Origin of the sequence: Paraburkholderia bryophila, from assembly GCF_003269035.1 — a bacterium.
GTDB classification, from domain to species: Bacteria; Pseudomonadota; Gammaproteobacteria; order Burkholderiales; family Burkholderiaceae; genus Paraburkholderia; species Paraburkholderia bryophila.
Genome location: NZ_QLTK01000019.1, coordinates 20,040 through 44,336 on the forward strand (window position 1 = coordinate 20,040; position 24,297 = coordinate 44,336).

General features: G+C 62.9%; 23 protein-coding genes. 16 read left to right on the plus strand and 7 right to left on the minus strand.

What is annotated here, in order from left to right; translation table 11 throughout:
- Positions 1 to 5 precede the first annotated feature (5 nt).
- The gene (locus BX591_RS23770; protein ID WP_111933755.1) at positions 6 to 815 is read left to right on the plus strand and encodes a fumarylacetoacetate hydrolase family protein; all 810 of its coding nucleotides are present in this window, start codon (positions 6 to 8) and stop codon (positions 813 to 815) included.
- Positions 816 to 1,005: 190 nt separating this feature from the next.
- On the opposite strand, the gene BX591_RS23775 is transcribed toward BX591_RS23770, so the two are convergent.
- Complete coding sequence (locus BX591_RS23775; RefSeq protein WP_111933756.1) at positions 1,006 to 1,953, minus strand: LysR family transcriptional regulator; 948 nt, start codon at positions 1,951 to 1,953, stop codon at positions 1,006 to 1,008.
- A gap of 416 nt (positions 1,954 to 2,369) precedes the next feature.
- On the opposite strand from BX591_RS23775, the gene oxlT reads away from it, so the two are divergent.
- From oxlT to BX591_RS23790, 3 genes are all read left to right on the plus strand, one after another.
- The gene (gene oxlT / locus BX591_RS23780; RefSeq protein ID WP_111933757.1) at positions 2,370 to 3,713 is read left to right on the plus strand and encodes an oxalate/formate MFS antiporter; all 1,344 of its coding nucleotides are present in this window, start codon (positions 2,370 to 2,372) and stop codon (positions 3,711 to 3,713) included.
- 30 nt (positions 3,714 to 3,743) lie between these two features.
- On the plus strand, positions 3,744 to 4,823 hold the full coding sequence (locus tag BX591_RS23785; protein WP_111933758.1) for a LysR family transcriptional regulator: 1,080 nt from the start codon (positions 3,744 to 3,746) through the stop codon (positions 4,821 to 4,823).
- 97 nt (positions 4,824 to 4,920) lie between these two features.
- Entirely contained in the window at positions 4,921 to 6,372 is a 1,452-nt protein-coding gene (locus BX591_RS23790; RefSeq protein ID WP_111933759.1) for an aldehyde dehydrogenase family protein, read from the plus strand.
- An 82-nt stretch (positions 6,373 to 6,454) separates the two neighbouring features.
- Here BX591_RS23790 and BX591_RS23795 read toward each other — a convergent pair whose 3' ends face one another.
- Entirely contained in the window at positions 6,455 to 7,432 is a 978-nt protein-coding gene (locus BX591_RS23795) for a 2-dehydropantoate 2-reductase (RefSeq protein WP_111933760.1), read from the minus strand.
- A 309-nt stretch (positions 7,433 to 7,741) separates the two neighbouring features.
- On the opposite strand from BX591_RS23795, the gene BX591_RS23800 reads away from it, so the two are divergent.
- The 11 genes from BX591_RS23800 to BX591_RS23850 all read left to right on the plus strand — a co-directional run bounded on the left by BX591_RS23800 (position 7,742) and on the right by BX591_RS23850 (position 20,777).
- Positions 7,742 to 9,157, plus strand: a complete 1,416-nt coding sequence (locus BX591_RS23800; RefSeq protein WP_111933761.1) for an undecaprenyl-phosphate glucose phosphotransferase — start codon at positions 7,742 to 7,744, stop codon at positions 9,155 to 9,157.
- Positions 9,158 to 9,408: 251 nt separating this feature from the next.
- Entirely contained in the window at positions 9,409 to 10,509 is a 1,101-nt protein-coding gene (locus BX591_RS23805; protein ID WP_420849409.1) for a polysaccharide biosynthesis/export family protein, read from the plus strand.
- Entirely contained in the window at positions 10,506 to 10,943 is a 438-nt protein-coding gene (locus BX591_RS23810; RefSeq protein ID WP_111933762.1) for an arsenate reductase/protein-tyrosine-phosphatase family protein, read from the plus strand. Before BX591_RS23805 ends, BX591_RS23810 begins: the two co-directional genes overlap by 4 nt.
- A gap of 3 nt (positions 10,944 to 10,946) precedes the next feature.
- Positions 10,947 to 13,154 carry a polysaccharide biosynthesis tyrosine autokinase gene (locus tag BX591_RS23815; protein ID WP_111933763.1) on the plus strand — a complete coding sequence of 736 codons (2,208 nt, stop codon included), beginning with the start codon at positions 10,947 to 10,949 and terminating at the stop codon, positions 13,152 to 13,154.
- A 26-nt stretch (positions 13,155 to 13,180) separates the two neighbouring features.
- Positions 13,181 to 14,326 carry a non-hydrolyzing UDP-N-acetylglucosamine 2-epimerase gene (wecB, locus tag BX591_RS23820; protein ID WP_111933764.1) on the plus strand — a complete coding sequence of 382 codons (1,146 nt, stop codon included), beginning with the start codon at positions 13,181 to 13,183 and terminating at the stop codon, positions 14,324 to 14,326.
- A gap of 28 nt (positions 14,327 to 14,354) precedes the next feature.
- Positions 14,355 to 15,599, plus strand: coding sequence for a UDP-N-acetyl-D-mannosamine dehydrogenase (gene wecC / locus BX591_RS23825; RefSeq protein WP_111933765.1), 1,245 nt, complete (start codon positions 14,355 to 14,357; stop codon positions 15,597 to 15,599).
- 56 nt (positions 15,600 to 15,655) lie between these two features.
- A complete protein-coding gene (locus tag BX591_RS23830) occupies positions 15,656 to 16,927 on the plus strand; it encodes a polysaccharide biosynthesis protein (RefSeq protein WP_111933766.1) in 1,272 nt (423 codons plus the stop codon).
- Positions 16,924 to 18,186, plus strand: coding sequence for a hypothetical protein (locus tag BX591_RS23835; RefSeq protein WP_111933767.1), 1,263 nt, complete (start codon positions 16,924 to 16,926; stop codon positions 18,184 to 18,186). Before BX591_RS23830 ends, BX591_RS23835 begins: the two co-directional genes overlap by 4 nt.
- 65 nt (positions 18,187 to 18,251) lie before the next feature.
- Positions 18,252 to 19,220 carry a glycosyltransferase family 4 protein gene (locus tag BX591_RS23840; RefSeq protein WP_167444597.1) on the plus strand — a complete coding sequence of 323 codons (969 nt, stop codon included), beginning with the start codon at positions 18,252 to 18,254 and terminating at the stop codon, positions 19,218 to 19,220.
- Positions 19,217 to 19,993 carry a WecB/TagA/CpsF family glycosyltransferase gene (locus BX591_RS23845; RefSeq protein WP_111933769.1) on the plus strand — a complete coding sequence of 259 codons (777 nt, stop codon included), beginning with the start codon at positions 19,217 to 19,219 and terminating at the stop codon, positions 19,991 to 19,993. The genes BX591_RS23840 and BX591_RS23845 overlap by 4 nt, the downstream gene beginning before the upstream one ends.
- On the plus strand, positions 19,983 to 20,777 hold the full coding sequence (locus BX591_RS23850) for a polysaccharide lyase family 20 protein (protein ID WP_111933770.1): 795 nt from the start codon (positions 19,983 to 19,985) through the stop codon (positions 20,775 to 20,777). The genes BX591_RS23845 and BX591_RS23850 overlap by 11 nt, the downstream gene beginning before the upstream one ends.
- 41 nt (positions 20,778 to 20,818) lie before the next feature.
- Here BX591_RS23850 and BX591_RS23855 read toward each other — a convergent pair whose 3' ends face one another.
- Entirely contained in the window at positions 20,819 to 21,325 is a 507-nt protein-coding gene (locus BX591_RS23855) for a hypothetical protein (protein WP_176343094.1), read from the minus strand.
- A 365-nt stretch (positions 21,326 to 21,690) separates the two neighbouring features.
- On the minus strand, positions 21,691 to 22,272 hold the full coding sequence (locus BX591_RS23860) for an IMPACT family protein (protein ID WP_111933772.1): 582 nt from the start codon (positions 22,270 to 22,272) through the stop codon (positions 21,691 to 21,693).
- A gap of 179 nt (positions 22,273 to 22,451) precedes the next feature.
- Between BX591_RS23860 and BX591_RS23865 the strand changes: the two genes are divergently transcribed.
- The gene (locus BX591_RS23865; RefSeq protein ID WP_111933773.1) at positions 22,452 to 23,078 is read left to right on the plus strand and encodes a LysE family translocator; all 627 of its coding nucleotides are present in this window, start codon (positions 22,452 to 22,454) and stop codon (positions 23,076 to 23,078) included.
- Positions 23,079 to 23,143: 65 nt separating this feature from the next.
- Here BX591_RS23865 and BX591_RS23870 read toward each other — a convergent pair whose 3' ends face one another.
- From BX591_RS23870 to BX591_RS23875, 3 genes are all read right to left on the minus strand, one after another.
- On the minus strand, positions 23,144 to 23,512 hold the full coding sequence (locus BX591_RS23870) for a hypothetical protein (RefSeq protein ID WP_111933774.1): 369 nt from the start codon (positions 23,510 to 23,512) through the stop codon (positions 23,144 to 23,146).
- A 140-nt stretch (positions 23,513 to 23,652) separates the two neighbouring features.
- Positions 23,653 to 23,811: a hypothetical protein gene (locus BX591_RS36565; protein WP_167444598.1), complete on the minus strand. Its 159-nt coding sequence runs from the start codon at positions 23,809 to 23,811 to the stop codon at positions 23,653 to 23,655.
- A 65-nt stretch (positions 23,812 to 23,876) separates the two neighbouring features.
- Positions 23,877 to 24,134 carry a DUF2866 domain-containing protein gene (locus BX591_RS23875; protein WP_111933775.1) on the minus strand — a complete coding sequence of 86 codons (258 nt, stop codon included), beginning with the start codon at positions 24,132 to 24,134 and terminating at the stop codon, positions 23,877 to 23,879.
- Between the last annotated feature and the right edge of the window lie 163 nt (positions 24,135 to 24,297).

A 24,297-nucleotide genomic window follows, 5' to 3' on the forward strand; every position in this document is an offset into this window, starting at 1 on the left:
ACGATATGGACACGTGGATGCGTTTCATGTCGAGCGACGGTGGCCTCGTGTTCGGCCGTGTCGAAGGCGGCTATCTGCACGAGTACGCCAGTCTCGATCAGCCGGTGCCGACCGGCGTGGTTCTGTCGACGCGCGCGCTCACACCGCTCGCGCCGTGCGCGCCCGGCAAGATCGTTGCGTTGTGGAACAACTATCACGCGCTCGCCGCGAAGCTCGATAAGCCGGTGCCGACGCATCCGCTATTTCTGTTGAAGCCGGCGGGCTCGGTGATCGGTGCGGGTGAGCCGATTCGCCGGCCCCCCGGTTACGCGGGCAAGATCGTCTACGAAGGCGAACTCGGGATTGTGATCGGAAAGCGTTGTCGCGACGCGAGTATCGAGGAAGCGGGCGCCGCGATCTTCGGCTATACGCTCGTCAACGACGTCACCGCCGCGGATCTATTGAACGAGAACCCGCACTTTCCGCAATGGGCGCGCGCGAAGGGCTTCGATACGTTCTGCTGCCTTGGCCCGGCGATCGTCTCCGGTTTCGACTGGCGGCAAGCGCGTCTCGTGACGCTACTCGATGGTGTCGAACGGCAGAACTATCCGCTCGACGATATGGTGTTTTCGCCGGCGGAGCAGGTGAGTCTTCTGTCGCAGGATCTCACGCTCGAAGCGGGCGACGTGATCGCGTGCGGCACGTCGGTGGGCGTCGGTTCGATCAGGGACGGCGCAACCGTATCGATTACGATCGACGGAATCGGCACGCTCAGCAATACCTTGACCGCTATGCAGACGGCAACGCAAAACGCCTCGACGATCGCTGCGGTCTGATTGGCGCAATAGAAGATCGCGCGGTCAATTGACCGCGCGTGATGGCATCGCAATTCGGGGAGTACGCATGCCGCAAGGTACGATCGACTCAACCGGTTCTATTGGCTCAAGCAGCTCGAACGCCCGCCGCGGAGAATTCGCCGTAGTACGACTGAGCCTGCCTTGGCAGGCTCAGTCGCGTTGCCAGCGCCTACTGCTTATACACACTCAGTTCCTTCACACGCGTGATCTTCTCGATCAGATTCGCGCCTTCTTCCATCAGGAAGCGTTTGAACGCGACCGCGACCGGCGGCAGCCGTTTGTTCTTGCGATGCACGACGTACCAGTTGAGCATGACCGGAAAGCTCTCGACGTCGAGCACCACCAGATGGCCGAGCTGCAACTCGAGGCTGATGGTGTGTGCGGACAGAAAGGCGATCCCCATGCCGGCAATGACCGCCTGCTTGATCGTCTCGGTGCTTTTGATCTCCATGGCGATCTTCAGGTTGGCGAGGCGTCCCGCGAAACCTTCTTCCATCGAATTCCACGTGTCCGAGCCGCGCTCGCGCACGATAAACGCTTCGCCCGCCAACTGGCTCATCTTGATGTTGCGCTTGTGCGCGAGCGGATGCGTGGGCGCTGCCACGATCACGTAAGGATGCGGCGCGAACGGTTCGTTGGTGGCGTCGGTCTCGTGCGGCGGACGCACCATGACCGCGAGATCGGTTTGATTGGTGGCGAGTTGATGCAGCAGTTCCGCGCGGTTGTGTACCGCGAGATTCAACACGACACCCGAGTAGCGGCGCGTGAATTCGGCGAGCACGCGCGGAAAGAAGTAGTCGCCGGCGCTGATCACCGCCACGTCCAGCTTGCCGCCGGAGACGCCCTTGAGCTGACTCATGGCTTCGTCGACTTCGTGGAACTGCTGAATGATCGCACGGCTGTAGTGGAGCATTTCGGTGCCGGCCGGCGTCAGGTAGATCTTTTTGCCGAGCTGTTCGAACAGCGGCAGACCGGCATGTTCCTCGAGTTGCCGCACCTGAGTGGAGACGGCGGGCTGCGTGAGATGCAATTCCTCCGCGGCGCGCGAGAAGCTCAGGTGGCGTGCCACCGTTTCGAAAACCTTCAACTGCCGCAGAGTCGCATTGCGCATCGTCATGGCCGATGTATAAGCAAACGTGAATCGACATAATAACAAACTTTAATTATTCGTAATTCAGCAATGACCCTAGCATGAGTTCGTATAAGAGGCGGAATTGCAACTGCGTATTGGGAGAAGTACTCGGTGCTGGTAGAGCGGGTCGTCGTAGTCGGGTTAACGCTTGCATCAAGGTACGAAACGGCAAGACAGGCACAAATGACCTGCCGCGCGGACAATTAATTGATACGAATAAAGTACTTTCCGGAAAGCGATGCAATTCAGGCAGTCCGGCGAAATAAAAAGCAGGCGGTTTAAAGACGCAACTATTAAACATTCCCGAATTGCCGGGCTTTTCGGGTCATAACCATAAGGTGGGACGCATACAGTGCGGCCGGTCGATCCGCCGCACTGAATAAATGGCGGAGACAAGTCTCATGGACGATATTACTCGGCAGGCCCCCACGCGCGCCTTCTGGACGAACCGCTGGTGGCAGCTCGCTATCGGCATGGTGTGCATGGCGCTGGTGGCGAACCTGCAATACGCATGGACCTTGTTCGTCACGCCGATGAACTCACGCCACCATTGGGGCGAAGCGTCCATTCAACTCGCCTTCACGATTTTCATTCTGACCGAAACGTGGCTCGTGCCGCTCGAAGGCTGGCTGGTCGACAAGTTCGGACCCCGGCCGGTCGTCGCGGGCGGCGCGGTGTGCGCGGGACTCGCGTGGGTGATGAATTCGTATGCGACTACCTTGCCGGTGTTGTATGTGTCGGCGGTGATCGCGGGGATCGGCGCCGGCGGCGTGTATGGCACATGCGTGGGCAATGCGTTGAAGTGGTTTCCCGATCGTCGCGGTCTCGCGGCTGGCCTCACGGCCGCGGGCTTCGGCGCGGGCGCGGCGGTGACGGTGATTCCGATCGCCAACATGATCACGCGCACGGGTTACGAGCATACGTTCTTCTTCTTCGGCATTCTGCAAGGCGGCTGCATTCTGGCGCTCGCGCTGCTGTTGAAGAAACCGACCTTGCGTCAGCAGGTGGTGGCGCGCAAGAAGTTCTCGGTGTCCAAGGTCGACTACACGCCTGGGCAGATGATCAGAACGCCGGTGTTCTGGGTGATCTACGTGTCGTTCGTCGCGGTGGCTGCGGGCGGCTTGATGGCGACCGCGCAGATCGGTCCGATCGCGAAGGACTGGGGGCTCGCGCGCATTCCGATGACGATGTTCGGCATGACCTTGCCGCTGCTCACCATGACCCTGTCCATCGACAACGCCTGCAACGGCTTTACGCGGCCGCTGTGCGGTTTCATTTCCGACAAGCTCGGCCGCGAGAACACCATGTTCGTGATCTTTATCGGCGAAGGTCTCGCGTTGCTCGGCTTGATGCAGTACGGCAGCAACCCCTATGCATTCATGACGTTCGCCGCGCTGATCTTCCTGTTCTGGGGTGAGATCTTCTCGATCTTTCCGGCCATCTGCGCCGACACGTTCGGCAGCAAATACGCGGCGGCCAATGCGGGCACCTTGTACACCGCGAAGGGCACGGCTTCGCTGATCGTGCCGATCGCTTCCGTGCTGGCCGCCACCGGTGGCTGGAATCTCGTCTTTATCGTGTCGGCGGTCGTGACGATCGCCGCCGGCGTCTCGGCGAAATTCATTCTCGCGCCGATGCGCTCGCGCTGGATCGAATCGCACAATCAGCCGCAAGGCGTGCTGGCGCCAGCCGCCGCCGGCAACGCTTCGCGCCTGGGCCACTGGCCCGAGCAGACCGGGGAATGAGGTGAATCGAGCGCATTGGGCCGTGACGTCATGAATGTTTCGCTGCAGCAGCTCAGGGTGTTCGTAGCCGTCGCACGTGAACGGAGCTTTACGCGCGCGGCGCGCGAGTTCGATCTCACGCAGTCGGCGGTGAGCCGTTGCGTGCGCGAACTCGAAGACGCTGTCGAATTGAAACTGTTCGATCGCACCACACGTCAGGTCGAATTGACGAATGCGGGCGCGAGCCTCGAACGACGAATCGGCCGCCTGCTCGACGAAATCGAATTGACGCTGCGTGAAGAACGCGCGGCTTTCGACGGCCACACCGGCGTGGTTGTGGTTGCAAGCAATCCGGTGTTGTCGTCCGGTTGGGTGGCGCAGGGCGTGGCCGCTTGCGCGGCGGCGTTGCCGGGGTTGAGCGTGTCGGTCAGGGATCAGCCGCAGAGCAGCGTACTGGCGAGTGTGGAGCAGGGCGAGGTGGATTTCGGTGTGGTGTCGTCGGCCGAGGCGCCGGACAGCGATCTGTTGCACGCGCAAGCGGTTTTCACGACGCCGCTGCACGCCGTGTTGCCGGCTACCCATGTGCTAGCCCGGCAGAGCAACGTGGCATGGCCACGCTTGAGCGAGCACCCGATCGTCACGCTCAATGCCGATGCGGGGGTGCGCGCGGCGCTCGAGCTCGCGTTGAATTCGAATGGAATGAAACGGCGGCCAATTCAGGAGCTCGGCCACGTCACGGCGGTGCTGCGCATGGTCGAGCTTGATCTTGGCGTCGGCGTTTTACCGGTCGACGCGCACTGGCCTATGTTGAGTGCCGGGTTAGTCAGCCGGCCGCTCGGGCCGGAGGTGAAGCTGACCACGTGGCTCGTGCATCGCCGCAATCGTTCTCTTCGGCCGAATGCAGCAGCGGCGAGGGCGCAGTTCGCCGCGGCGGCCGGCCCTTTGCAGGGGGACGCGACTGCGCATTCGCACACGGACCGCGCCAGGCCGTTAGACGCGGCGGCGGCCTTGTCTTCGTATTCGTCCACCACGATATCGTCGCCCACGACCGGCGCGCAGCCCGCCACTTCCCCGGCAGACTCGCGCACGGCCGCGCTACACGGCGGCGCCGCACTGCACGAGGAGCCTTAGCCTCCTCGACCTCACCCTTTGCCCCAGCCTCCCGGCCGCTCACCGACCGGCCCGCAGCCAGTCAGCCCACGCAACACGCCACGCAAGGAGCGTCACCATGGATACCGCAACCGAACTCCAGCGCCATGATCTGCTGATCGATGGCAAGCGCTTGCCGCCGGGCAGTGGCGAGTACTCCGTCGACATCGACCCCGCTACCGAACAGCCGATCGCGCTGGTCGCGCAAGGCAGCGCCGCCGATGTGGACACCGCCGTGCAGTCGGCGCGCGCCGCGTTGAAAGTGTGGAACGGGATTCGCGCCGCCGAACGCGGCCGGATTCTTTTGCGCCTCGCCGCACTGATGCGCGCCAATCTGGAGGAACTCGCCGCGCTCGAAAGTCTCGACGCCGGCAAGCCGATCGCGGCAGTGATGCGCCAGGACATTCCCGCCGCGATCGATACGCTCGAGTACTACGCCGGCTGGTGCGACAAGATCAACGGCCAGGTCGTGCCGGTGCGGCCCGATGCGTTGACGTACACCTTGCGTGAGCCGGTCGGCGTGGTCGCCGCGATCGTGCCGTGGAATTTCCCGTTGATGATCGGCATGTGGAAGATCGCGCCGGCGCTTGCGTGCGGTTGCACGCTGATCGTCAAACCGGCGGAAATCACTCCGCTCACCGCGTTGCGGATCGGCGAACTGGCGCTCGAAGCCGGCGTGCCGCCCGGCGTGCTGAATATCGTCACAGGTAAGGGGCGAGTGGTGGGCGACGCACTGGTCGCGCATCCGGGCGTCGATAAAGTGACGTTCACGGGTTCGCCTTCGGTCGGACGCGGCATTCTGCAAGGCGCGGCCGGCAACTTCAAACGCGTCACGCTCGAACTCGGCGGCAAGTCGGCCAATCTGATTTTTCCCGACGCCAATCTCGACAACGCGGTGCGCGCCGCCGCCTCGGGCATCTTCTTCAACACCGGCCAGGTGTGTTCGGCGGGCTCGCGGATTCTCGCGCACCGCGACGTGTACGACGAAGTGGTCGAGCGGCTGGCGGCGCGCGCCAGATCGATCAAGGTCGGCGATCCGTCGGCACGCGAAACGTCGATGGGTCCGCTCATCTCCGCCGCGCAGATGAAAACGGTGCTCGGCTATGTAGAAACCGGCCGCGCGGGAGGGGCGTCGCTCGTCACCGGCGGCGCGCGAATCGGCGAGCGCGGTTTTTTCGTCGAGCCCACGGTGTTCGCGAACGTCGAGCATGAGATGCGTATTTCGCAGGAGGAGATTTTCGGCCCAGTGGCCAGCGTGATTCGTTTCAACGACGAAGCCGACGCGCTGCGTATCGCCAACGGCACGCTGTACAGCCTCGCGGCGGGTGTATGGAGCGCGGACATCGGACGGGTGCATCGGGTTGCGCGAGATCTGAAAGCGGGCACCGTATGGATCAATACCTATGGCTACACCGACGTGCGGCTGCCGTGGGGCGGCTCGGGCGATTCCGGGTTCGGCCGCGAGCACGGCGATGTGGCGATCGAGAACTTCACCGAGCCGAAAGCGGTGTGGCTCGCGATCGACCAATAACCAGGCGAAGCGCCCCATGAAAAAAGGATCGAACGCGCATGGCGTTCGATCCTTTTTCACATCGATGCAAACCTGAAAACGCTCAGGCGCCCTGCAACGCCATCCGTTCACGCAGTTTCACCAGTGCCAGCACCACGTCGATAGTCGGCGTGGGCTCGGCGACGAGCCGGCCCATCTCCTGCACGACAGTCAGCAGCGGGTCGATCTCCATGGGCCGGCGGTTTTCCAGGTCGACCAGCGTCGACGTCTTGTGCGCGCCGACCGCGCCCGCGCCGTCGATGCGCCGCTCCACGTCTACCCGGAAATGCACGCCGAACTGCTCCGCGATGCGTTGCGCTTCGAGCATCATGGTGCGCGATACCGAGCGAGTGCCGGGGTCGCTGGTGAGCACGTCGAGCGTGGCATGCGTCAACGCGCTGATCGGATTGAAGCACAGATTGCCCCACAGCTTGAGCCAGATCTCGTCGCGGATATTGTCGCGGATCGGCGCGTCGAAACCCGCTGCCTGCATGATCTCGTGCAACTGCTGAATGCGCGGTGTGCGTTCGCCGTTGGGCTCGCCGATCGGGAATTTCTTGCCGTACACATGTTTGATGACGCCCGGCTCGACGATCTCGGCCGCAGGATAAAGCACGCAGCCGATTGCCCGTTCAGGGCCGAGTTTGGTCCACTGCGCGCCGTCCGGATCGATGCTGGCGAGACGCGTGCCGGCGAACTTGCCGCCGTGTTGATGGAAATACCAATACGGAATGCCGTTGACGCCCGTGACGATCGCCGTGTGCTTGCCGAGCAGCGGCTGCATTGCATCCACCACGCCGGGCAGCGAGTGCGCTTTCAGCGTGATGATCACGAAGTCCTGCACGCCGAGTTCGCTCGGGTCGGACGTACAGCGCACCGGCGTGCTGATCGTTTCGCCGTCCATAATCAGCCGCGCGCCGTGCTCGCGCATGGCCGCCAGATGCGCGCCGCGTGCGACGAAACTCACGTCGGCGCCGGCGCGTGCCAGCTGCACGCCCATCAAACCACCTATTGCTCCCGCTCCGAAGACACAGATCTTCATGGTGCCGCTCCTGTGACGATGAAAAGTCGCTGAACCGATGCCGGAAAACGCGTCATGCGCGGCGGCGGGTCACGGCATCAGCATACGGATTCGAGGGCGATACAGATAGTTAAAGTTGCTCGGTCGATGCATTCGGTATCCGTTATGGAATGCGTCGGTCGGCAATGACGCTTACATTCGGATTACTCAAGGCAGTTCAAAAAATGTCTCGGCGAATGCTGCGACAAATTGGGAAATTTCTCGGACCTAAGTCGCGGACGCGAAGGCAGAATGCGAGTCCTTCTGAAGAACGAAGTATTCGATAGCGCAATGCACACAGTGATTCGTCAAACCACGGGCCGTGATTTCGCCGACATGGAAAGCGCACTCGCGCGCCTGCTCGACGTGATGCTGGTCGCGCTGGGGGCGGCGCTGGCGTCGTTGCTCTGCCTTGGCGACCTCGGCCTTTCGATTGTCGAAACGTCTTTCGTGGCATTCGATATGGCCTTTGCCATCTTGCTGCTGCCATGGTTCAGCGTGTACGACTCATGGCGTGGGCGTTCGAAATGGCGCTTGAGCGTCTGCATCGTGTTCGGCTGGATCGCGGTGCAGGCGTGCGGTCTGGCCGTCATGTTCCTGCTGCACCGCACCGCGTCGTTGTCGCGGCTCTGGTGCGTGACGTGGACTGTGCTGACGGCCTGCGCATTGGTGGCGTCGCGGCTGCTGGTGCATGCCGCGCTCGGCCGGATGCGGCGTGCCGGCCGCAATCTGCGCACGGTCGCCGTGGTGGGCGCCGGCGCGCATCGCGACGGCGTGCTCGCTCATATCGCGGGCTCGCCCGACGCGGGTTTTCGTGCCGTGGCGACCTTGACCACCTGGCCCGGCCGCGAGCAGGACGTTGCGGGTTTGCCGGCGTTCCGGCAACTCCCTGAATTTGCCGACTGGGTGCGCCGGGAACAGATCGACGAGGTCTGGATCGCACTGCCCATGGCCGAGGAAGACACCGTGTTGCGGGTCCTCGCGGCGTTCAGCGGCGACCTCGTCAATGTGCGTTTTCTGCCGGACGTACGCAGTCTCGTGATGTTCGATCGCCATGTGGTCGATCTGCTCGGCTCGCCGGCCATCAACCTGATGGCCTCGCCGATGACGCCTTACGCGCGGCTGCAGAAAGCGCTGTTCGACCGGTTGTTCGCCGCCGTGGCGCTGCTTGCGTTGGCGCCGCTGATGCTGTCCATTGCGATTGCCGTGAAGACCACATCGAAGGGGCCGGTGCTGTTTACGCAGCGACGCAAGGGCGCCGACGGCCGCGTCTTTCGCATCTACAAGTTCCGCTCGATGCGTGCGCAAGCGCAGCAACCCGGTGTGGTTCGCCAGGCCACGCGAGGCGATTCGCGCATCACGAGCGTCGGCGCGTTCTTGCGGCGCACTAGTCTCGACGAGTTGCCGCAATTTCTCAACGTGCTGCGCGGGGAAATGTCGGTGGTGGGCCCCAGGCCGCACGCCATAGAACACGACGATCAATACCGCAGCCTGGTGGACGGCTATATCCACCGCTACCGGATCAAGCCTGGCATTACCGGGTGGGCGCAGGTGAACGGCTTGCGCGGCGAGACCGATCGGATCGAAAAAATGCAAAGGCGCGTCGAACACGATCTGTACTACTTGCGCAACTGGTCGTTCGGATTGGACATGCGCATTGTCGTCGCAACGGTCGTAAAGGGTTTTCTGAATCGCAATGCCTATTGACATGCGATTGCCGCGAATGCCGCGGTGAAGCATGGGCATCGAGCATTGCCGAGCCTGTAGGGATTACGTTTCGTCACATCATGAATCTGTCTGCCACGGCGTGGCAGGCGAGAGCAATGCTTCGGCACGCTCGCTTGAGGAGTAGGTTGAACACGATGTTTGCTTTAATGAAGAACCGGTCCCGTTATCGGCTTGGCATACTGACAATGGCGGTGACGCTATTGAACAGCGCGTGCGCCGTGGCGCCGGGTATGCACATGCAGACTTCGGCTGCGGCTGCGGCTGCGGCTGAATCGTCGCAGTCCGTGGAGAAAAATAGTCAGGCCGCCGCGAACGGGAAAGTCGACGCGTCCCCCGCCACGCCCGAGATCGCGATCACCGAAGTCGACGCGGCGCTGATTTCGCAACTGGCCCAACGCCGTCAACAGCAACAACTCGACCTGTCGCGACTACTGTCGGGCACGCCGCGCGAGTACACGGTCGGCCCGGGCGACGTGCTGCAGATCGTGGTTTGGGATCATCCGGAATTCGCGACCGCGCTGGGGTCTTCGCAGATCCAGTCGTCGGCGCGGCCCGGCGATCCACTCGCCGGTTTTATCGTCGATCAGAACGGCAGTCTGACGTTTCCCTATGCGGGCACGCTGCAAGTGGCGGGCTTGCGCACCGATGAGATCCAGCAACGCCTGAGCAGCGCGCTCGGCAAGTACTTCGTGAAACCGCAGGTGACCGTGCGGATGGCGTCTTACCGCGCGCATCAGGTTTATGTGGACGGTGAAGTGCATAGCCCCGGCGCGTTGTCCGTGAACGACGTCCCCATGACGCTGTACGAAGCGCTCAGCCGCGCCGGTGGCTTCAGCGAAACGGCCGATCAAAGCGACCTCGTGCTGGTGCGCGGCGGCCAATCGCATCGCGTGAATCTGACCCGGTTGCTCGCGCAGGGGGTGAGTCCGTCGCGGCTGTTTCTGAATACCGGCGACGTACTGCGTGTCATGCCGCGCGACGAAAACGGCGTGTACGTAATGGGTGAAGTGAATAAGCCGATCTCGGCCCTGCCGCGTAGAACCGGTGTCATCACGCTGGCCGATGCGCTGTCGCAGGCCGGCAGCGTGAACGCCTCGACCGCGGACGCCGCGCAGATGTTCGTGATTCGCGGTTCGTTGACGGGCACGCCGGAAGTGTTCCATCTCGATGGCCGTTCGCCCGTCGCGATGCTGCTCGCCAAAGACTTCGACTTGCAGCCGAAAGACGTCGTCTATGTGGACGGCAGTGGCCTGGTTCGCTTCAACCGTGTGTTGACCCTGTTGATGCCGTTGATCAGTTCCGGTTTGACCGCGGGAGTGATCGCGAAATGACCGGCGTACTGATGGTCTGTGAAGGCAACGTCTGCCGTAGCCCGATCGCGGCCGCGCTGCTCACCCGGGCGTTGCCGCAAGTCGCCACGCGCTCGGCCGGCACGCGCGCGCTCGCGGGTCATCGCGCGGCGCCGTTAGCCGTGGCGTTGATGGACGAGCAGGGCATCGACCTGCGCCCGCATGTGGCGACGGCGTTGACGTCGGCGCAGGTGCGCGGCGCGCAATTGATCCTGGCCATGACGCGAGCGCAATGCGGCTTGATCGAGCGCGTCTTTCCGTTTGCCCGGGGTAAGGTGTACCGCCTCGGCGAGCACGATCGACTCGACATCGTCGACCCGTATCGACGCGGTCGATTCACTTTTGAAATGGCGGTGGCCCAGATCGAGCAGGGCGTGCTGCGCTGGCTGGACGCGATTGCCGGACTGCAGCACTGAATCATGAGCATTCACACTAATCCTGTTCCCGTCGAGGCTCGCCACGACGATGAAATCGACCTGTCCGAAATCACCTCCGTGATGATCGAAAACCGTGTGCTGATCGCGGCGGTTACCGCCGCGATTCTCGCGATCGGCGTTGCCTACGCCTTTCTTGCCACGCCGGTGTATCGGGCCGACGCCACGGTTCAGGTCGACGACGCCAACGGCGCGCTCAACGACAAGCTGGGCGATCTCGCGCAGATGTTCAACGGCAAGGCGAGCGCGGACGCCGAGATCGAACTGATCCGCTCGCGCGGCGTGGTGGACGACGCGGTGCGGCAGTTGCACCTCGATATCGACGCACGGCCGCGCTATTTCCCGCTGATCGGTCGACGGATCGCGCGCGGCGCAGCCGGCGATACGCTCGCCGATCCGCTGTGGGGATTGGCGCGTTTCGGCTGGGGCGGCGAAGTGCTGCGCGTGTCGCAATTCGACGTGCCGCCGAGCCTCTATGACCGGAAATTCACGTTGATCGCCGGCGCCGACCAGCAATTCCAGTTGATGGACCGGCACGGCAATTTAGTGCTGAAGGGGCACGTCGGCAGCCTGCTGTACAGCATGACGCCGGACGGACCGGTCCGCCTGCGGGTGGACGGTCTGGTCGCGCGAGCCGGCACCGAGTTCAGGTTGAGCCGCGCGTCGACGCAACTCACCACGGCGTTATTGCAAAAGACCGTGGAAGTCGGCGAGAAAACCAAGCAGTCCGGGGTGATCGGTATCCGGCTCGATGGTGACGACAGCGCGCGCACCGCCGCGACGGTCAACGCGATCGTGTCCGGCTACGTGCGCCGCAACGTCGGCTGGAAGTCCGCACAGGCGCAGCAGATGCTCGGCTTCCTCGGCAATCAGTTGCCGCAGTTGCGGGGCGACCTGGAGCAGGCGGAGCAGCGCTACAACACCTTTCGAAACCGCAACGGCACCGTCGATCTCGACGCGGAGAGCCGCTTGTTGCTGCAGGCGATTGCCGACGGCAAGACGCAAGCCGCCGCGTTGCAACAGGAACGCTCGGCATTGCTGCAGCGTTTCACGCCGACACATCCGTCGGTGACCGCGATCGACGCGCAACTGGCCAGTCTGCGGCGTCAGCAGACCGAACGGGGTGCGACGCTCGCCGCACTGCCGGATACGCAGCAATCGGCCGGGCGGCTGATGCGCGACGTCGACATCAATTCGGGTCTTTACACCAGTCTGATGGACAGCGCGCAGCAGCTAGGCGTGATGAAGGCCGGACAGCAGGGCAACGTGCGCGTGGTCGATTACGCGGTAACGGCCGAAGAACCGGTGAAACCGAAGCAGGCCATCGTGATCGCGGCCGCCGCAGCGCTGGGATTGATGGCGGGCATCGCGGCCGCGTTCGTGCGCCGCGCCTTGCTGAACGGTCTGGAAAGCCCGTTCGAGATCGAGCAGATCGCCGACGCACCGGTCTACGCGGTGATCCCGCACAGCGAGCGGCAACTGCGCCTGCAGCGTGCCGCTGGCCGCAACGAACCGGGCGCTCACATTCTGGCGGTGGCCGCGCCCGACGACATTGCTGTCGAAGGCGTGCGCAGTTTGCGCACGGCGCTGCAGTTCCGGCTTGCCGAGGCGCCGAATAACGTCGTGATGATCACCGGGCCGCGGCCCAACATCGGCAAGTCGTTCCTGTCCGGCAATCTCGCCGTGGTGCTGGCGTCGGTGGGCAAGCGCGTGCTGATCGTCGACGGCGACATGCGGCGCGGCAAGCTGCACCAGTACTTCGGGTTGTCGCGCGAACGCGGCTTGCCGGACATGATCGGCGGCGCCAGCCTCGATAGCGTGGTAAGCCGCGAAGTGTTGCCGAACCTCGACGTGCTGACGCGCGGCGGCGGCTCGCCGATGCCGGCGGAAATGCTGTTCGGCGAGCGCCTGGGCATTGTCGTCGAGCAGTTGGCCAAGGCGTACGACATCGTGATTCTCGACACGCCGCCGGTGCTCGCGGTGACCGACTCGGCGCTGATCGGCAAGCACGCCGGCACGACCTTGCTGGTGATGCGCCATGCGCGCCACAGCGTCGCGGAACTGCGCGAGACCACCCGGCTGCTCGGCGCGGCCGGCGTGCCGGTCGACGCAATCGTGCTGAGCGACGTGCCGCAACGGGCGTCCGACTACGCGTATTCCCCCTATCACAGCATGCCCGAGACGGCGCCTTGAGCCCATGTCGCGTTGGAGATGAATCGATGAGAAGAAGAGTTTTACTGACGTTCGGCACCCGGCCCGAGGCGATCAAGATGGCGCCGCTCGTCAAGCGGCTGCAACGTGCCGCCGGGGTGGAGTGCCTCGTGTGCGTGACCGGCCAGCATCGCGAGATGCTCGACCAGGTGCTCGAGCTATTCGACATTCGCCCGGACTTCGATCTGAACGTGATGAAGCGCGGCCAGGATCTGTACGACGTGACTGCCTCGATCATGCTAGGCATGCGCGACGTGTTGAGCGCGTGCCGGCCCGACATGGTGCTGGTTCACGGCGACACCACCACCACCTTGGCCGCGACGCTCGCGGCCTTCTATCAGCGCATTCCGGTCGGTCATGTCGAAGCCGGTTTGCGAACCGGCGATCTATTGTCGCCCTGGCCCGAGGAGGCCAACCGCAAGATAACCAGTGTGCTGGCCTCGCTGCACTTCGCGCCGACCGAACGGGCGCGAGACAACCTGCTGGCCGAAGGCGTCGCCGCGCATCGCATCGTGGTGACGGGCAACACCGTGATCGACGCGTTGCTGCAGGTGCGCGCCAGGCTCGCGACCGACGCTTCGTTATGCCGCGCCGCCGAGCGGCTGCTACCGTGCTTCGCGCCTGAACGACGCGTGATTCTGGTGACGGGCCATCGGCGCGAAAGTTTCGGCTCGGGCTTCGAACAGATCTGCGCCGCGTTGCTGCAGATTGCGCGCGCGTATCCGGAGGTCGACATCGTGTACCCGGTGCATCTGAATCCGAGCGTGCGCGAGCCGGTGAGCCGGCTCCTGACCGGAGTGGCGAACATTCATTTGCTGGAGCCGCTCGACTACCTGCCGTTCGTGCGCCTGATGGACCGCGCGTCGCTGATTCTGACCGACTCGGGCGGTGTGCAGGAAGAAGCGCCGTCGCTCGGCAAGCCGGTCCTCGTGATGCGCGAGACGACCGAACGCCAGGAGGCGGTCGACGCGGGCGTCGTGCGGCTGGTGGGTACCCACGCGCAGCGCATCGCGGACGGCGTGGCGCACCTGCTGAACGACGCCGACCGTTATCGCGCCATGACGCGCGGCGGCAATCCGTATGGAAATGGCCAGGCTTGCGAACGCATCGTCGATGCGCTCGCAACGTTCTGGAACGACGCGCTCGCCGCGTGAAACAAGTCAAACAGTAGAAGGAAGCGTCATGAGTTTCGAAGTCGTCTCAGTGATCGGCCTGGGTTATATCGGATTGCCGACCGCGGCGGTTTTCGCGGCACGCCGAAAGCAGGTGATCGGCGTGGACGTGAACCAGCACGCGGTCGACACCATCAATCGCGGCGAGATTCATATCGTGGAACCCGAGTTGGACATGCTGGTGCACGCGGCGGTGACGCAAGGTTATTTGCGCGCGGCCTCGACGCCGGAGCCGGCCGATGCATTCCTGGTCGCGGTGCCGACGCCGTTCGCCGACGGTTATAAACCCGACCTCAGCTATATCGAAGCCGCGAGCCGGGCGATTGCGCCCGTGTTGAAGAAGGGCGATCTGGTGGTGCTCGAGTCGACCTCGCCGGTTGGCGCGACCGAGCGGATGGCCGCGTGGATGGCCGAGGCTCGCCCGGATCTGACGTTCCCGCAGCAGGCTGGCGAAAACTCGGATATCCGGATCGCGCATTGTCCCGAGCGCGTGCTGCCGGGACACGTGCTTCGCGAACTGGTCGAGAACGACCGCGTGATCGGCGGCATGACGCCGACATGCAGCGAGCGCGCGCGTGATTTGTATCAGTGCTTCGTGCGCGGCGAATGCATCCTGACCGATGCACGTACCGCCGAAATGTGCAAGCTCACCGAGAACTCGTTTCGCGACGTGAATATTGCGTTTGCGAACGAGATGTCGGTGATTTGCGACAAGCTCGACATCAACGTGTGGGAGTTGATCCGGCTCGCCAATCGTCATCCACGCGTGAATATTCTGCAACCGGGACCGGGTGTGGGTGGCCACTGCATTGCAGTGGACCCGTGGTTCATCGTCGATTCGGCGCCGGAACAGGCGCGTCTGATCCGTACCGCGCGCCATGTCAACGACGACAAACCGCGCTACGTGATCGAGCGGGTCGAGCGCGCGGCGAAGCGCTTCAAGGAGCCGGTCATTGCCTGCCTCGGGCTGGCGTTCAAGGCGAATATCGACGATCTGCGCGAGAGTCCCGCGCTGGCAATCACGCGCGAGCTGGTGGAGCGGTATGCCGGGCAGGTGCTGGTGGTCGAGCCGAACATCGGAACATTGCCGGCCGCCCTCGAGGGCAAAGCCCGGCTCTGCGAACTGAATGATGCGCTCGCCGAAGCGGACGTGATACTGGTGCTCGTCGACCATGAGCCGTTCAAGCGCGTCGATCCGGTGCGATTGCAGGCGAAGGTGGTGATCGACACGCGTGGATTGCTAGCGAATGGTTAAGCGACAGAGGCGGCTGAAGCGGCAGAAGCGGCATACGGCGTCGCAGGGACCGGCTCATGCGTAACGGTGCGCTCAAACGGTGCGAAGCGCTCTTATGCACCGGTTCGCCGGGGTTGTATCGCGTGGTGACGTTCTTCGCCGTGCAGCGTATCTACTCGCTGGCCGAACTGGGGCACGTCGCGTCGATCATGTCGCTCGCGCAGATGGCGGCCTTTTTCACGGCAATCGGCTGGGCCACGCTGATTCTGGTACGCCTGCCGGGCGCGGCCGACGAGCGGGCCGCCATCGACACTTTCTATCCGCTCGCGGCAATGGCGCTGGTGACGACGCTGGCGGTGACGTTGGCCAGCACCTTGCCGAGCCTGTCCGGTCTGTTCCACTTCGACTTCCCGGGTTTCGTGTCCCTGCTGTGGGGATGGACCGCTTATCAGGTCGCGCGGCATTACTTCGTCGCGCACAAGCGCTATCGAACGGCGGTTTTATTCGACGTGGCGCTGATCGCGTGTTCCGGGTCATTGCTGTATGTCGGGCAACGGAGTGGATGGCCGCCGTCGTGCGCTCTCGCCGCGGCGCTCGGCCTCACGGCAGCGGGCATGTTCATCGCAATCGGTCTGCCGTCGCGCGGCGCGTGGTGGCGGCGGTTCGACATGAAAGGCCTGCAGTTCGGCCTCACGAACTTTCTTTCCGGCGGTATTGCGCTGGTTCTCGTGCCGGCGGCAACGCTGATGTGCGGCGCCGTGTTCGCGGGCATGCTGTCGCTGCTCGCCTCGGTGACGGCGGTCGGCATGCTGTTGCCGCGCGCGATTTCGATCGCGCAATTGCCCGAGCTGGCAAGGTGCAAGTCGGCGGGGCTGCCGTTCGGCGACACGCTGCGTCACATGCGTCGAAGCATTGGCTGGTCGAACGGCGCGGTGCTGGCGATCAACGTGGTGATGGTTGTCGGCATGACGGTATGGCGCGTGGGCGACGGTGGCGAACGCACGGCCGTGATGGTTGCCGGATTGCTGCTTGCGGTTCAGTGCGCGGTCGGCATGATGGGCATGGTCGGCAGCAGTGTGATGATGGCGTTTGAAAAAAGCGCCGACACGGCGAGGATCAACCTGGTGGCCACCGGGACGTTCGCCGGGTTGTTCGTGCTCTGTGTAGGGTGGGGTGGTCAGGCGGGCTTTCTGCTGGTGCTGGTATCGGCCATTGCGGTGACAGGCCTTCGTAACCGGCTGGTCTGCGGCAAGGCCGCCGAGGTGTACCGCCAATACGCGACGCAGCACGCCGGTACCGGGTCCGACAGCAGGCTCACGGCTTCCGTGACGCAGAGGTCGCCGTCATGAATGCCACGCGATGGGGCGGTTCCGGTGCCGCGGCGCGACGGCCGTTGACGCTGCGTTCATTCGGCGCGTGGGCCGTCGCGTTGGCATACCTGATGTTCTGCATCAGCGACACGATGCTCACGCTCGAAGACGAACGTGCGCAACTCGTGAAAATTTTCGCGTTCTGCCTGCTGCTGCTGGCAATCTCGCTCAGACCGAGATTTCATCGCCTGATCGTGCTGGCTGCGCCGCTTCTGTTCATGCTTGGGATCGGCCTCGCGCGGTCGTTCAACACGGACGCCGGCATGGAGGAGCTGCTCCGCTTTCTGTTTCCGATCGTTATCACGGTGGCGCTATTCGCCTATCGCGACCGCATCGATGCGGTGATGACGATGTTCTTCGTGGTCGTACTCAGCAACGACCTCTTTCAGTGCTATTTCTATCTTGCCTATCTGACAGGGCTGCCGGTGCTGCTGCCGGTCCGTATCGATTCAGGTCTGTTCCTGCGGGCGCAAGGCTGGATGGGGTTCTTTTCGGAGTTCAGTTTCATCAACTTCTGTGCGTTTCTGCTGTGCCGACAGTACCAGCCGGCGGAGCGATTTCGTGCCCTGTCGTGGCTATTCGTTCTGTTCGCGCTTCTCGGCTTCTCGTTCAAGATGTTTGCCACGTTGGCGGTTTACCCGCTGATTGCGAGGAAGGTGCGTGCGCGTGTCTGGCTGATGGGCGGCGCGGCGGCAGGCGTTGTAATTTGGGTGATTGCCAACGGCTATCTGGATTCGGTGATTAACGTGGCGTCCGCCAAGATCGCGTTCTATATCGTCGAGGGCAATTCCGCGCGGGCGGAGTCTTACCGGGTGATGTGCGAGTCGCTGCTCAACGGTAATTTCCTCGGCGAGGGGCTGGGGTCGTTCGGCGGTCCCGCATCGGTCAAATATGGTTCGCCGCTTTACGGTCTCTATCACTTCAACTGGTATGGACTCGGCAGCATCCTGAAGACAACCGACACCTTCTATCCGCACCTGTTTGTCGAAATCGGCTTGCTCGGCGCCCTGGTGTGGCTTGGGTTCGTGTTGCGCTATGGGCAGGGACGACGCGTCGGCATGGCGTGGCTGTTCCTTGTCTCGGCGTTCTGCTTCGACAACGTTTTTTCAATGGCCTTTGTTTCCCCTTCGTATGTATTTTCGGCGTTGCTCGTCATGCACGCCTTGTCGGGGCTCGCCGATCAATCACTTGATTCCGGCATGGTCCGCTCACGCAAAAACTTCGGGATGCGCCGATGAAGATTCTCGTAGTAACGAACATGTACGCCGGATGCAACGCGGCCCAACCGACGCAGGGCGTGTTCGTGACCGAACAGGTCATGGCGTTGCGTGAACTGCGCGGCGATACGGTCGACGTTGTGGTGATCGAGGGCTGGCGCGGCCGGCTCGCGTACCTGCGGTCGCTTGCCCATGTGGTAAGCCGAGTCAAAGGTAACGCGTACGACGTCGTTCATTACCATTTCGGCCTGAGTGCCTGTTCGGCGCCGCTGGTCAGACTCGTCTCCCGCTCAAAAGTCGTCGTGACGTTTCATGGTTCCGATGTCATGGGGCGCGGCTGGATCAGGGCGATTTCTCTCGCCGCGGCACGCTTCGCTCACGCCTGCATTGGCGTGAGCGACGAGATCTCCGCAAGCGTGAGCCGTGGCTCACGTTACTGCGCAACCATTCCCTGTGCGGTCAACGAGACGCTATTCGTGGAACCGGTCGACTGCGAGAAAGCTGCCGCTAGCCGGAAAATCGTGGTCTTTCCTTCGTCGCCGAAAAGAGCGGAGAAGGACTACCCGCTTTTCAGCGCGGTCATGGCGCAGTTGCCGGCGTTGCTGCGAAGCGAGGTGGCGGCGCGGCATATCGACGGCCTCGATCGCCGGGAGGTGCGCGATCTGCTCCTGCAAGCCGATTGCCTCGTCATGACCTCCAGAAGGGAAGGCTCGCCGCAGTCGGTGAAAGAAGCCATGGCGGTCAATCTACCCGTCGTATCCGTCGACGTGGGCGACGTCAGGCATTTACTCCAGGGCGTATCGAATTGCACGGTGATCGAGGGCCGCGACGCGGCGACGCTTGCGTGCGCCACGGCCGAGGTGCTGAACCACGCGAAACGTTCGAATGGGCGGCAACGGTTGAGGTCGCTCGGCTATTTTTCAGCGGATGTGGCGGCGCAAATCAACCTGCTCTACCGATCGATTCTCGGCGAAGTTCGCGGCGATCGGCAACGCCTTGCTTCCTCCGCCGCCATGAATTCGGCTCGCCCGCCGAAGCAGCAGGAACCGTCATGAAACGCGTCGAACTTTTCTCCTGTCCCGTGGATATTGCAACGATGAACGAGACCGTCGACTGGATCGGCGCGCGGATCGAACGCCAGCAGTTCACGCAGCATGTCGTGGTCAACGTGGCGAAGCTCGTCCATCTGCAGACCGACGCGGAACTGGCGGCCTCGGTGCGCGCGTGCGATATCGTCAATATCGACGGTATGGGTGTGGTGTGGGGTGCGCGGATGTTAGGGCTGCCGGTGCGCGAACGCGTGGCCGGCATCGATCTGTTCGAGCGGCTGTTACAGATGTCGGCGCAACGTTCGCTGCCAGTGTTCCTGCTCGGCGCAACGGAGACGGTAGTGACGCGCGTGGCTGCGGCGGTCTCGGCGCGTTATGCCGGATTGCGGGTCGTCGGCTATCACCATGGCTACTTCTGGGACGATGAAGCCGCGGTCGTGGACATGGTCCGTCGTTCGGGCGCGCGATTGCTGTTCGTCGCGATCACGTCGCCGAAAAAAGAAATGTTTATTCAACGCTGGAAGGCGCACCTCGGGGTCGACTTCGTGATGGGGGTGGGCGGTACGTTCGACGTCGTCGCCGGCAAGGTGCGCCGTGCGCCGCCCTGGATGCAGCGCAGCGGCCTCGAATGGGCCTATCGTGTCGCGCAGGAACCGCGCCGCATGTGGAAGCGCTATTTCGTCACCAACCATCGCTTCGCGCTGATGCTGCTCAAGGCGCGTGTCGCCATGACGTTTCGGCGCCTGTATCACGGTTCGGCAGACGGCTATGAAAAATAGACTGATCGGGGTCGCCGGGGTGCTGGTAGCGGCGATGGCATGCAGTACGGTATCGCACGCGTGGCAATCCTGGCACGACGGCGGCGCATATACGGTTTTGTATCGCAGCGCGTGGCGTGACGGCATCGATCCCCGCTTGACGATTCAAGCCCCCGCGCCGGATTCCGTTTCGACCGTCACGATGCCGCAGTTGAAAGGCGTGGCGCTGAAAACGACGATGCGTCGCTCGGACGATTTCTCGGCTGTTGCGAGCGGCACGCCTCGCGCGGAAATTGTTTTCGCGCCGGTTGTGCATTTCGCGGTGGGGAAGGAATACGAAGTCCGGTGGTCCACGCTGATCCCGGCCGGGTATCGATTCGACACGCGGCAGCCTGAAATCATCACGCAATTGCATCAAGGCGGCGCAACCGGATCGCCGCCCTTTGCGCTCCTGCTCGCGGGCGATCAGTACCAGGCCGACGTGAGAGGCGGCGCAAGCGGCGCGAATCGATCGGTCAAGTTCGGCGCGCCCGCTGCCGACGCCGGCAACGCCGTGAACTGGGTTCTGCACTATCGCCCCGACGACCAAGGCACGCAGGCTTTGACGGAGTTGTACAAAGACGGCGTGCGCGTGCTGCACAGCACCGGTATGGTCAACGCCTATCCCGGCGACAAGGACGCTTACCTGAAGATCGGCATTTACAAGTGGTGGTGGAAAACGCGGCCGTCCGACGTCAGCGATCGCACCATGTATTACGGCAACGTGGAAATCGCGGCACGTGCCGTGCGCCGCGGCAGCGATTGAAACGGCGTGGAATCGGACCTCAAAGCGACCGGGCGTTCCGTTCAATTCACGCTTTTGACAAAGCCCGGATCGCCGATCAACGCATCGATGCTCAGCTTCACGGTATCTTCGATCGCAATGGTGGTGCTGGTGAATTTCGGTGACTTTTGCCGGACCGTCTTGGTGGTGGAAAACACCACTTTCTGGGTCGCGGCGTCGGTGACCACATAGCGCATTTTCAATGTCCAGGACGCGGGTGAGCGTTCGTCGTCCACGGTGAATTTTTCGATGCTGCCGCTCAGAATCCGTTTGCCCGCGTCGAGATGAAAACCGGACAACTGCAGGCTGCGCACGATCCCGTTGCGCACGGTTTCATTGATATCTTCCTTGAGCACGAGGCCGGTCATGGCGGTGTTTTCTATCCGGTTCGGCGAGATCTTGCCGCTACGCGCCGCCATGTAGGCGAAATCGCGTGCAGGTGCCACGCTCAATGAGCCGGTGGGATGCGCGGTATTCGCGCGCGGCGCGCAATTCAGACCGAACCAGGACCAGGAACAGGCGGACAGCATCAACGGCAGCGCGATCACGCTGCAGCCTTTGAGGACGGTGGACCGATAGGGCGAACGCAGGGCGCGGGGCGACGGCAGGCTCCGTCGCGGCGTCTTGGGCGCTGTGCTGGAATGAGCGGCGGTCGAGGTCAGAAGATGTGCCTTTTAAGTGAAGTCGTCCGGTACAGAGAGCATGGTAACAGCGAGCCGCGCCAGGACATATTCTCCTTGCCTCGACATTCGCATTCCTGCTGTTCGCATGCGGGAGGTCATCATAACGAGGCAGCGCGCCGATCGACACTGCGTCATTAGAGCGCCGCTGCTACAGCGGATTTCTCAGGGCAATTCGAAACGGGGAGGCCGCTTCATGGCGGGGGGGCCGTGGCTCAGAAGAAGCCGGCTTTGCCCTGCGTCATATCGACCAACGCGCGCCGTGCGTCGTCGAGTGCGTTGACGGGCAGGCGGATCGTCATCCTCACCAGCATGGCGTGGCGGGTGTCGGTCAGCGTATAGCCTTCGCTGTCGATCCAGCGGCGCACTTTCGCCTCGTCGGCATAACCCACCTCGACGGTGAGCGTGATTTGCGCGATCCGTTCGACACGCGGCGCGTCCAGCAAGGCCGAAGCGATCGCGTCGGTGTACGCGCGCACCAAACCGCCTGCGCCGAGTTTCACGCCGCCGTAATAGCGCACGACGGCCGCCAGAACGCCGTCCAGATCATGATGCCGCAGCACTTCGAGAATCGGCCGTCCCGCCGTACCGGACGGCTCGCCGTCGTCGGACATGCCGGACTGGCCGCCTGCCAGCAGCGCCCAGCACACATGCGTGGCCGTCGGGTGCTCGTCACGCAGGCGCCGCAGTTCGGCTATCGCGGCGTCGCGATCGGCGACCGGCATCGCGTAGGCGATAAAACGGCTCTTGCGGATTTCGAGTTCCTTGATGCACGGCGAGGAGAGCGTGTGACTCATGCGGAGGTTCTTCGATGCGACGCTTCACGCGGGACCGTCTTCAGGATTGTCTTGGGTCTCATCGTGCGGTTCAGCGCCGGAGTGCAAAAGACAGAAGTCTAGGCGAGAAGCGCGCTCGTCTACAATGTTCCGAAGCGCGGGCTTGCACACGGAACCCAGCGCACCATCCAGGAGACGACATGCTCGACTTATCCACCTTGGGGACTTTCATTGCCGTTGTATTCGGGCTCTTTCTGATCCCCGGGCCGGCCGTATTGCTGGTATTGACGCGTACCGTGCATGGCGGGCGCAAGGCCGGCATTCTCACCGGCCTCGGTGTGGCCACCGGCGATTTCGTTCATACGCTGGCCGCGTCGGTCGGTCTCTCGGCGCTGCTGATGACCTCGGCACTCGCCTTCAACGCAGTGAAATTCGCGGGCGCCGCTTACCTCGTTTATCTCGGCATTCGTGCGTTGCGTGAGAAGCAGAGCCAGGCGCATTTACCCGCGGTCGCGCCGGTGTCGCCTTCGAAAGCTTTCTTTCAGGCTATTCCCGCTGAAGTACTGAATCCCAAGACCGCGCTGTTTTTCCTTGCGTTTCTGCCGCAATTCGTGCGGCCCGAACACGGCTCCACGTTTTTGCAGTTCACCACGCTCGGCCTCATTTTTGTCGGCATGAGCGCGCTTTATACAACGCTGATCGTGTTGACGATTCGTCCGCTCGGCAAACTCGTCAAGCGGTTGACGTGGTTGAGCCGCTGGCAGAACAAGATTATCGGTGTGCTGTTTATTTCGCTCGGCCTGCGCGTCGCCACGCAAACGCGCTGACGTAACCGCATGGCGTCACGCCCGCCTCGTTACGCGCGAAGCGGGTGCTGACACCGCAGCCGGTGCTAGATATTGCGACGCTGCCGTCTCAGGCGGCCCTCACGCGCATATTCCATTTGTCCCTCGGTACGGACCGCGAGCTTTTCCTGCGCGGCACGACTCATTTGCCGCGTATCGTCGATGTCGCCGACTCGCAGCACTTCCTGTGCGATTCTGATGCGTAGCGTCATTAATGGTTCGCCGCGTTCGACCAGCGTGCGATCCGTGGCGCGCGCCTGCTGAACGCCGCAATCGATCAGATTACGCAGCTCCAGCAGCGTGAGCCGCTGACGTTGAATTTCGAGGATGAGCCGCTGTACGGCGTGTTCGTCGCGCCAACGCCACCAGGCGCGCAATTCGGCGAGCGTGGGAGGATCGAAAGGGGGAAGGCGCATTGCTCAGACGAAAAATGCTGTATGGATGTACAGTATATCCCGTCTTTTTTACGCAAGTGCGTAGGGTGCGCAGGCCGCGCGTTGTCCACTTTGCCGCCGCGAAAAAAAGCCGTGTCGCGGCCGGCCCGGATCAACTGAAGTCAAGTCAACGCCAGCATGATCGACGTCGAGATCACGATGACGAACAGGCATGCGGCGGTGAGGATGTCGTACGGATAGCTCATGGCGTAACCATCTAACGGGTCGGCGAAGCATCCATCATAAGCAGAAGCATTGCGGGCGATTGTCAAGCATTGCAAGACCCGGCTTGTTCGATAAACGAGTGTGACGCCGCGCAATTCAACGCGAGTCGAAACGCGAGCGTTTATTCGTCGCCATGCTGGCAAAAACGTCGCCCCGGCACATGCGAGACGACAGCCTGAGCGATCTCGAACGGTGTGCTTTCGGCGGGCACGACCCGGCGGCTGGATTCGGGCGTGTGTTTCATGGTCCATTCGACGAGACGGTACGAACGTCCCCAAGGCGGCTGCAGCGGATCAGAGACCTTGCACGAGTGAATCTGCCGAACCCATTCGTTGCCGGGTATGGCGCGCAGATGCTCGAATACCGTGTCTTCAACCATGTTTTGACTCCTTCTTCGCAGGCTTGCTGCCCGCCTTTCGGCGCGTCCCCGACACCCCGGAGAAAAAGCGCCGCCGATGTTCTGGCGGCTCAACAGGGGATGTTGTGCAGTCATAGTTACAGTAAAGAATTAAGCCAGACTTAAGAGGGCGGAAAAGCTCGCG